Source organism: uncultured Pluralibacter sp., from assembly GCF_913775985.1.
Classification (GTDB): Bacteria; Pseudomonadota; Gammaproteobacteria; order Enterobacterales; family Enterobacteriaceae; genus Pluralibacter.
Window position 1 is genome coordinate 1 of sequence record NZ_CAJYMB010000134.1, and the last position, 9237, is coordinate 9237.

At 60.5% G+C, this 9237-nt stretch carries 7 protein-coding genes, 1 tRNA gene and 1 pseudogene; 4 read left to right on the plus strand and 5 right to left on the minus strand.

The genetic code is table 11. From position 1 onward, the window contains the following. Positions 1-877: aldehyde dehydrogenase family protein (locus QZ766_RS16545; RefSeq protein ID WP_297203855.1), on the plus strand; the 877-nt coding region annotated here is incomplete at its 5' end. Further along, positions 870-2150 carry an FAD-binding oxidoreductase gene (locus QZ766_RS16550; protein ID WP_288421838.1) on the plus strand — a complete coding sequence of 427 codons (1281 nt, stop codon included), beginning with the start codon at positions 870-872 and terminating at the stop codon, positions 2148-2150. The genes QZ766_RS16545 and QZ766_RS16550, both read left to right, overlap by 8 nt. Before the next feature lie 38 nt (positions 2151-2188). Here QZ766_RS16550 and QZ766_RS16555 read toward each other — a convergent pair whose 3' ends face one another. Further along, complete coding sequence (locus QZ766_RS16555; protein ID WP_288422199.1) at positions 2189-3616, minus strand: EmmdR/YeeO family multidrug/toxin efflux MATE transporter; 1428 nt, start codon at positions 3614-3616, stop codon at positions 2189-2191. 192 nt (positions 3617-3808) lie between these two features. On the opposite strand from QZ766_RS16555, the gene QZ766_RS16560 reads away from it, so the two are divergent. Further along, positions 3809-3884 (plus strand) — tRNA-Asn (locus QZ766_RS16560). 54 nt (positions 3885-3938) lie between these two features. Here QZ766_RS16560 and QZ766_RS16565 read toward each other — a convergent pair. The 4 genes from QZ766_RS16565 to QZ766_RS16580 all read right to left on the minus strand — a co-directional run bounded on the left by QZ766_RS16565 (position 3939) and on the right by QZ766_RS16580 (position 8433). Beyond that, positions 3939-4271: a type II toxin-antitoxin system PemK/MazF family toxin gene (locus tag QZ766_RS16565; protein ID WP_297203858.1), complete on the minus strand. Its 333-nt coding sequence runs from the start codon at positions 4269-4271 to the stop codon at positions 3939-3941. After that, positions 4272-4529 carry an antitoxin gene (locus QZ766_RS16570; protein WP_297203860.1) on the minus strand — a complete coding sequence of 86 codons (258 nt, stop codon included), beginning with the start codon at positions 4527-4529 and terminating at the stop codon, positions 4272-4274. Between the two features lie 336 nt (positions 4530-4865). Continuing rightward, complete coding sequence (locus tag QZ766_RS16575; protein WP_297203861.1) at positions 4866-6965, minus strand: alpha-galactosidase; 2100 nt, start codon at positions 6963-6965, stop codon at positions 4866-4868. 586 nt (positions 6966-7551) lie between these two features. Then, complete coding sequence (locus QZ766_RS16580; RefSeq protein ID WP_297203863.1) at positions 7552-8433, minus strand: NAD(P)-dependent oxidoreductase; 882 nt, start codon at positions 8431-8433, stop codon at positions 7552-7554. A gap of 191 nt (positions 8434-8624) precedes the next feature. On the opposite strand from QZ766_RS16580, the pseudogene QZ766_RS16585 reads away from it, so the two are divergent. Continuing rightward, positions 8625-9237: pseudogene (locus QZ766_RS16585) on the plus strand (hypothetical protein); the annotation flags it as partial.

Genomic DNA, 9237 nt, shown 5'->3' on the forward strand with positions numbered 1-9237 from the left:
GAAGCAGGCCGGGCTGCCGGACGGCGTGCTCAACGTGGTCACCGGCTTTGGCGAAGAGGCCGGGCAGGCGCTCTCGCGCCATCCGGACGTGGACGTGATGACCTTCACCGGCTCGACCCGCACCGGCAAGCAGCTGCTGAAAGATGCCGGAGAGAGCAACATGAAGCGCGTCTGGCTGGAGGCGGGCGGAAAAAGCGCCAATATCGTGTTTGCCGACTGCCCGGATCTGGCGAAGGCCGCCGCCGCTTCTGCCGCGGGGATCTTTTATAACCAGGGACAGGTGTGCATCGCTGGCACGCGGCTGCTGGTAGAAGCGTCCATTGCTGACGATTTTATCGCCCTGCTGAAGGCGGAGGCCGCCAACTGGCGACCGGGCAACCCGCTCGATCCCGCCACTGCCATGGGCACCCTGATTGACAGCGACCACGCCGACAGCGTGCTCGGCGCCATCGACGCCGGCGCGGCGCAGGGCACGCTGGCGCTGGACGGCCGCAGCGGCGGACATCCGGCGGCGGTTGGGCCGACGCTGCTGGTGGATGTCGATCCGCAGGCGCGGGTCAGCCGGGAGGAAATTTTTGGTCCGGTGCTGGTCATCACCCGCTTTCGCGACGAGGTCGAGGCGCTGCGCCTTGCCAACGACAGCGACTACGGGCTGGGCGCCGCGGTGTGGACGCGGGATCTCTCCCGGGCGCACCGCATGAGCCGCCGCCTGAAGGCTGGCTCGGTGTTTATCAATAACTACAACGACGGCGACATGACTGTGCCGTTCGGCGGCTACAAACAGAGCGGCAACGGCCGCGACAAATCTCTGCACGCGCTGGAGAAATTCAGCGAACTGAAAACGATCTGGATTGCCCTGGAGCCTTATCATGACTGAACATACCGGCAGCTACTACGCCGCCAGCGCGAATCAACACGCCCCGTTTGACACCTTATCCGAGTCCATCACCTGCGACGTCTGCGTGGTGGGCGGCGGCTATACCGGACTCTCTTCGGCCCTGCACCTGGCGGAGCTGGGCTACGACGTGGTGCTGCTGGAGGCGGCACGTATCGGCTTTGGCGCCAGCGGGCGCAACGGCGGCCAGCTGGTGAACTCCTACAGCCGCGATATCGACGTTATCGAGCGCACGTACGGCCCGGAAGCCGCGAAAATGCTTGGCAGCATGATGTTCGAGGGCGGGGAGATCATTCGCGAGCGCATCAAGCGCTACCGGATTGAGTGCGACTACCGCCCGGGCGGCCTGTTCGTCGCCATGAACCACAAGCAGCTGGAAACCCTGGAAGAGCAGAAAGCAAACTGGACGCGCTACGGCAATACGCAGCTGGAGATGCTGGACGCGGACGCGCTGGGCCGGGAAATCAGCAGCGATCGTTACGTCGGCGGCCTGCTGGACCACAGCGGCGGGCATATTCATCCGCTTAATCTGGCCCTCGGGGAAGCGGAGGCGATCCGGCTCAACGGCGGGCGGGTGTACGAGCAGTCGCCGGTAACCCGCATCACCCACGCCAGCCCGGCGGTGGTGACCACAGAAAAAGGACAGGTCACCGCGCGCTACGTGATCGTGGCGGGCAATGCCTATCTGGGGGATAAACTGGAACCGGCGCTGGCGAAGCGCAGCATGCCGTGCGGCACGCAGGTGATCGCCACCGCCCCGCTGGAAGCGGAGGTCGCCCGCTCGCTGATACCGAAAAATTACTGCGTGGAGGACTGCAACTATCTGCTGGACTACTTCCGCCTGACTGCCGATAACCGCCTGCTGTACGGCGGCGGTGTGGTGTACGGCGCGCGGGATCCGGCGGACATTGAGCGGCTGGTGTTGCCTAACATGCTGAAAACCTTCCCCCAGCTGCGCGGGGTGAAGATTGACTACCGCTGGACCGGCAATTTCCTGCTGACGCTCTCGCGGATGCCGCAGTTTGGCCGGCTGGAGAACAATATCTACTATATGCAGGGCTACAGCGGCCACGGCGTGACCTGCACGCACCTGGCCGGGCGGCTGATTTCAGAGATGCTGCGCGGCGACGCCGAGCGCTTTGACGCCTTCGCCCGCCTGCCGCACTATCCGTTCCCCGGCGGGCGGACGCTGCGCATTCCGTTCACCGCGATGGGCGCGGCGTACTACAGCCTTCGGGATCGTCTTGGGGTGTGATTACCCGGCGTGCAGGGCGATCCCCCCTGCACGTTTTTTTAGGTTTTTTTCACTCGCGGATACTTCCACAGCCAGCGTCCGCTGACCATCCGCCAGTAGAAGCAGGCGCCGCGCACTGCCCAGTCGAGGAACATCCCCAGCCAGACGCCGACCACGCCCATGCCCAGCACGATCCCCAGCACGTAGCCCGCCACCACGCGCGCGCCCCACATGCTGAACATCGACACCCACATGGCGAAACGCGCGTCCCGCGCGCCTTTCAGCCCGGCGGGCAGCACCCAGGACGCCGCCCAGATAGGCATAAAGGCGGCGTTAAGCCACAGCAGCACCTTCACCACCTCTTTGACATCTTCTTCATGGGTGTAGAACGAGGCAAACAGCCCGGCAAAAGGCGCGGTGATCCAGGCGATGGCCGTCAACACAAAGGTCGCCAGCCAGAAGACGTGGCGCAGCTGCAGCTCCGCCTGACCTATCTGGCCCTGCCCCAGCCGCCGGCCGGTGATAATGGTCGACGCCGAGCCGAGGGCGTTGCCCGGCAGGTTAATCAACGAGGCCACGGAGAAGGCGATAAAGTTGCCGGCGATAACGTCGGTACCCATCCCCGCGACAAAGATCTGGGTCAGCAGCTTGCCGCTGGCGAACAGCACCGACTCAACGCTGGCGGGGATACCGATGCCCATGACTTCCCAGATAATGGCGAAGTTCAGCGGGCGGAAATAGCTTTTGAGGGTGATCTGCAGCGACGGGTTAAAGCCGATGGCCAGCACCGCAATAATCGCCGCCGCGCCGATATAGCGCGAGATAGTCAGCCCCAGCCCGGCGCCAATGAAGCCGAGCCCGTGCCAGGAAAACGCGCCGTAAATCAGCACGCTGCTGATAATAATATTGAGGATGTTCATCCCGCCGTTAATCAGCAGCGGTATCTTGGTATTGCCCGCACCGCGCAGCGCCCCGCTGCCGATAAGGGCAATGGCCGCCGCCGGGTAGCTCAGCACCGTCAGTTCAAGATAGGAGAGTGCCAGATCCTTAACGTGCGGGCTGGCGGCCCCGGCCACCACTTCAATAATCTCGCGACCAAACAGGTGGATAACCGCCGCCAGCACGATGGAGAACAAAGTCATGATCACCAGCGACTGGCGCGCCGCCGCCCTCGCCCGCCGCCGCTCCCGGCGGCCAAAGCTGAAGGCAACCACCACCGTCGTGCCGAGATCGATAGCGGCAAAAAAAGCCATCACCACCATGTTAAAGCTATCTGCGAGCCCCACGCCGGCCATCGCATCCGCACCCAGCCAGCTCACCAGGAAGGTGCTGAGCACGCCCATCAGCAGCACGCAGGTGTTTTCGAGAAAAATAGGAACGGCAAGTGGAGTGATTTCACGCCAGAAGAGAACACGATAGCTTTTGCGGTTCTGATACCAGGTTGTGCCGGTGACAGCCTGGCGCACTGCGCCGATGACGTTCAAGATGGACCTTACAGAGAGAGAAAGTGAAACTTCGTTTTAAATGATGGGGTACAAACTGCAAACCTGCAATATTTTATTGGCCGAAAATTGTGGCTTTAAGAGCTGTGCTGCCGATCAATTCAGCAGTCGGCGCAGGCCCGTAGAAATGGGGTTTGACAAAACTTTTTTCGCCGCTAACATATGCCCCCACACGATTCCTCTGTAGTTCAGTCGGTAGAACGGCGGACTGTTAATCCGTATGTCACTGGTTCGAGTCCAGTCAGAGGAGCCAGATTTAGAAAAGCCTGCTTTCGAGCGGGCTTTTTGTTTTTCAGCGTCTCTGGCGTTACCTCAAAATCGCATCCAGCCTGGCAAGCACCTCATTGACCACAGCGTCAGGGATGCGTTCCAGACGCTTGCCGTCCCTTGCCGCCATATCGACGGTTCTGGGCTGGTCGCAGCGAATTACACCCACTGTTTTCGTCCCCGCCCCTTTCAGTGAAACAGTGAAACCAGCGGTACGTGCAAAGCTTCCGCCGGTGGTGACGGGAACGACAACGGGTAGCCGGGTCAGCTTGTTAAACGATGCCTTCGATACGATAAGTACCGGACGTTTTCCGCTTTGCTCATGACCGGCAATTGGATCCTGTGAAACGAGCCAGATCTCCCCTCTTTCCATTTACAAGATCTCCTTGCCCACTGCAGGCGCATCAATCCACTCCCGATCTTCCTCGCTGATTTCAGCGTGCGGATCGCACTGCGCCAGCAGCTCCTCAAGCGAATAATGGGGCCGCTTCTGAGGTTCGATAATCAGGCAGCCATTATCAATAGTCATACCCACTTCGCTGTCCGTCGACAGCGCCAGCGTTTTCAGTACGGCGGGAGGAACCGCCAGCATGATGGATCCGCCAACTTTTTTCAGACGAGTTGTATACATAGATAACCCCCGGAATATTATATTTTAATATAACATCCACGGCAGGCGATGCACGATTATTCATCAGATTCATGGTGATTTCCTTTTCGTGATTTAGTGTGCTGGAAGACGTTATCCATTAAAAGACGGTACAGATGGGAACGAAGTGCGTAACTGAGAAGGCTGATAATAGAAAACTGTTTTTGCAGCTCAAAGGATTCTTGTGAATCAGATAAGCAAAATACGGCGACGCTTCCGTGTTGTAGCCAGGGAAATGCTGCAGCCTGCCTTCATGCCCGCCATTTCATAAAAAAGCCGGGCGCCCCGCGGCGTCCGGCTTTTTATGCTTAGCGCTGATTATCCCTGTACAACCCCCGCCACCAGCGGGGCCGCGAGAGGCAGCGTCCACGACTGGTTAGGCTGGGTTTTGCTCAGCCCATTTACGAGGTTGCCGCCGCCGCAGGCGTAGAACGTCACGCGGCCGCCAGCGGTATAATTGCTGCTGTTCACATCGAGGCAGACCGAGCCGGCCGCGGGCGACGGGGTTTTCCCGCTGTTGAGCCGGGTGGTCAGGGCGCCGTTCTGGTAGTAGTCCAGCGCCTGGCTGCTGTCGGTCGCGCTGCAGGACTGCAGGGTGCCGCTGCCGGTAGAAGAGAGGCACAGCGCGGTGCCGGCGAGGCTGACGCGGTGCGCCTGGCTGTCGAACTTCCACTGCTGGGTAGCGCTGCCCTGGCAGGGCTGCAGCGCAAGACCGGCGCCGGCGGCGGACCGGGAGGCAGTCAGACACTGGGTGATTTCCGGCGTCGGGGCGATTTCACCCACCGAGTCCGCCGGGCGAATGCTGCCCCCGCAGGCGGCGCTGATGCGGTAGAGCTTGTTGCCGTGCCCCGGCAGGCTGCCGGTGCTCAGCGTTCCGCCGCTCAGGCTCGCGTCGCTGCCGCGCCACAGGTCCCGGGCGCTGATGGCGCACTGCTGCTTAAGGGCGTCGGCAAAACCGAGACGGGAGAGCGGCAGCGAGAAGCTATCCTGCGCCGCGCTGCCTTTATTCAGCACCAGTACCGCCAGCGCGCCGTCTTTCAGCCGGCGGGCAATAACGTCGATACCGTCACTGCCGGAAGCTTTGGTTTGCAACACGCGGTAGCCGGGTGCACCCAGCGCATCGCGATCTACCGCCAGCACGTCAGGGTTGGTCAGGATCGCAATTGAGCGGGTCAGGTGTTCGGAAAGCGTCCGGTCGCCTTCAACCCACTTCACGTTCTGGGATGGATTCGCCGCCAGCCACTGCAGATACTCCGGCGCAAATTTACGCGCGTCGGTGCTGAGGATCAGCGGCGAGCCGAGGATTGACCACAGCGCCATCTGGCTCTCCTCCTCGGTGTTGCTCAGGCCGTTGTCGCCAATCAGCAGCTGGTCGATGTCGTTCCAGTTGCCCGGCGAGGTGTAGCGTGCCAGCGCCAGACCGGATTCAAAGCTCGGGTAAATCCCCGCCGCGTATCCGCCGTCCATCACCCACGGGCTGACCGGCAGATTGGTATTTTTGTCGATTTCATAGTTGCGGATATCCCCCGCGACGCGCCACACCTGTCCCAGGCCGGGCGTCCAGGCCAGCGTTTCGTACAGCCCGGCATTATTGAGCCCCCAGGCCGCCGGGGCGGATTCGGCAAACAGGATCTTGCTGCTGCTGCCGCGGGTCGCATCGGCCAGCGCCTGCGCCATGGTGGTAAACAGCGTTTTCTTGTCATACGGCGAGCTGGCTTTGGGAACACTCGACGCCGGCCAGTATTGATAGAGGCTGCGGCTGTCGCGCGAGCTGTAGTCGCAGTTGTCATACTTGAGGAAGTCGATACCCCAGCGGGCGTAGGCTTCGGCATCCTGGCGCTCGTAATCCGCCGAGCCGGGATAGACCTGGCAGGTGCGGTAGCCGGAGCTGCTGTACAGCCCGGCTTTAAAATTCATCCGGTGCAGGAATTCGGCATAGTTGGTCAGGTCGGCCTCAAAGCCGGGCTGATTCTGGGGCGCATTCGGATCCCAGTTACCGTACACCCAGGAGCGTGCGCCCTGCAGGCCGCCGGTGTTCGGGTCGCGCGCCTGATCCATCCAGCAGTCGTCAACGTTAATATATTCATAGCCGGCCTTTTGCAGGCCCGCTGATTTAATGGCCTGGGCCTGAGCCAGCATGAAATGCTGGAATGAATAGGCGGGGCGACCGGTGATTTCGTTTAAAGGGGGAGAGATCCCGTCGACAGCGGCAATCTGCGCTTCTCCCGCCAGCTGTTTTTGGGCGCGGCACATAAAGCGCGACCAGGTGGTAAAGCCCATCGGCGGGGTTTTGGCCAGTTCAGTGCGGTCGCGGCTTAACGCCGGATCGGTATTATTTAGCGCGACGGTATTCGCCCGCGCGGATAAACAGTAAACCAGACAGCCGGTGACGATAAAAGCCTGTTTTCCTAACGTCATGATATGCACCTTTTTTATATACCCGACCTATTTCAGGCTGGACGCAGCTCGAATTATTTAGGGTATAAATTATTCAGACGGACAGATCTCCCGGAAGGCCTTTCGCTAAATTGCCGCAGATCTCCTGAGGCTATCTGGCGATGACTCTGCCGTCCCCATTTCCCTCATCCTGAGCCAATGAATGAAGCAGCGTAATGCCGTCCTCAGACTTGTGAAGCAGCAAAAGCGACAATCCTTATTTCCTTTCCATTGACGCTTCACTTCCTTTCTATTTTTAAGATCTAATGACATTTAATTTCATTTTGCTTCTTTTATATAAGGCAAAGCGGTCAAAAAAGAAAGGAAATAGTAATAAGATTTGCCTATGCATCTATTTCACTTATTTTCCTGTGGCTTTATCTAATCAGAAAGAGGTAGTGCCGGAGTCGGGAGAAATAGGGCCGGATGCGTATTCAGAAGTTAAGACAGGCAGTCTGAGATACAGGAAAGATATTGCTGGCCAGAGATGATGCAGGGGGAGATATCGGCGCGGAATAACTGTCCGCGCCGCAAGCAGCTTTCTTATAACGTTCGGTAAAAGGGGACGCTATTTATCGCCGGAGGTTGTCCGGTTAATAAAATGAAACACGGCGGCAAGATCCTCTTTGCCATAGCCAGCATCCGCCGCCTGCTGCCAGAGGTTGGCGATATTCTCCAGCGCCGGGAGCGGCCGGTCGCCGGCGGCGTCCAGCGCCAGGCGCGCATCCTTCAGCGCCAGGGAAAGCTGCATCTGCGGGGTGTAGTCGTCACGGGCAATCATGCCCAGCTTGCCTTGCGCGTAGGCCGAGGCCAGCGGGCCGCCCTCCAGCGCGCTCCACAGTTCGTCTGCGCTAAAGCCGAGGGCCTGCGCAAGGCTGGCGCTCTCGGCCACGCTCTGCATCAGGCCGATAAGATAGCTGTTGACCACCAGCTTCATTCGCGACCCCGCACCTGCCTCGCCCAGCCACTGCTGGCGGCGGCTAATGGCCTCGAAGACCGGCTCAACGGCCTGCGCCCGGGCGCGGTCGCCGCTGGCGAGGATGGCAATTTGCGCATTCTCCGCCGGGGCTTTCGAGCCGGAAACCGGCGCGTCGATAAACACCACATCCGGCCGGGCGTTTGCCAGCTCGTCAATGAGCGCATCAGTCGCCGCGGTGCCAATAGTTCCCATCTGACAGACGATAGCGCCCTGTTTAAGCTGCGCCTGGCAGGCACTGAGCACGCTGCGGGTGGTATCGCCGTCGGTCAGGACAGTGATCACGACGTCGGCGTCGGCAACGGCCGCTTCCGGGCTATCGCAAAGGGTGAGCCCCTGCGCGATGAGATCTTCGCCGCGCTGGCGGGTGCGGTTCCAGCCCCGGACGGTGAAACCCTTTTTCACAAGGTTGGCGGCAAAGGCGTGTCCCATAGCCCCCAGCCCCAGTACGGCAACAGCAGGTAACGATGTCATATTTAACCTTCAGATAATCAAGATGTTCGTTCAGGGATGCCGCCTTTTTACGCGGCCTGCCTCTACCTTACCCGCTGCGGCCGCCTGCAGGCTACTGCATTCATGCAAAACAGTTTTGCCGGCGGCGGCCTACAGCTTTCGGATAAAGGGTGCCAGGTTAAAAAGGTTATTTGTATCCGAGGAGAAGTGCCATGTCTGATACTACCGTTGACCGTCATTCCATCGCAGGCGCTGACGCCAGCGCCGACGCTATCTTTTACGAGTACTCGAAGGCCGCAAACCCCATCGGAGCGAAAATTATCTCCCGGGTTCCCTACCATACCTTCCCGCCGTCGCTGTACGCGGCGGGCAAGACGCGGATTGTACCGCTCGACCTCTCTGCGGAGCTTGCCAGCGAGGTGCCGGCTACCGGGCCGGGCCTGCTGGCCAACTTTATCCGCATTAACAGCGGCGACAGCCTCGCCCTCGATCCGCTGGCAACGTCTCAAATCCTGTACGTTATCGACGGGGCGGGAAGCGCGGAGCAGGACGGCAAAAAGATCCCGCTGGAAAAAGGCGCGTTTCTGGCGCTGCCCGGCGGCCTGCCCGCCACTCTGCAGGCCACCTCAACGCTGAAGCTGTATTACGTCCACGACGCGCCGCTGCTTGCTTGGCTCGGGGCCGGCAGCGTGGCGCCGCGCTTCTCCGCCACGCTTTATCCCGCCGATCGCGCCGCCGAAGAGCTGCGCAGGGCGGCGGAAGATAAAGATGCCGCCAGCCGCAGCCGGGTGTCGGTACTGCTGGGCAACCGCCACTTTCCACAAA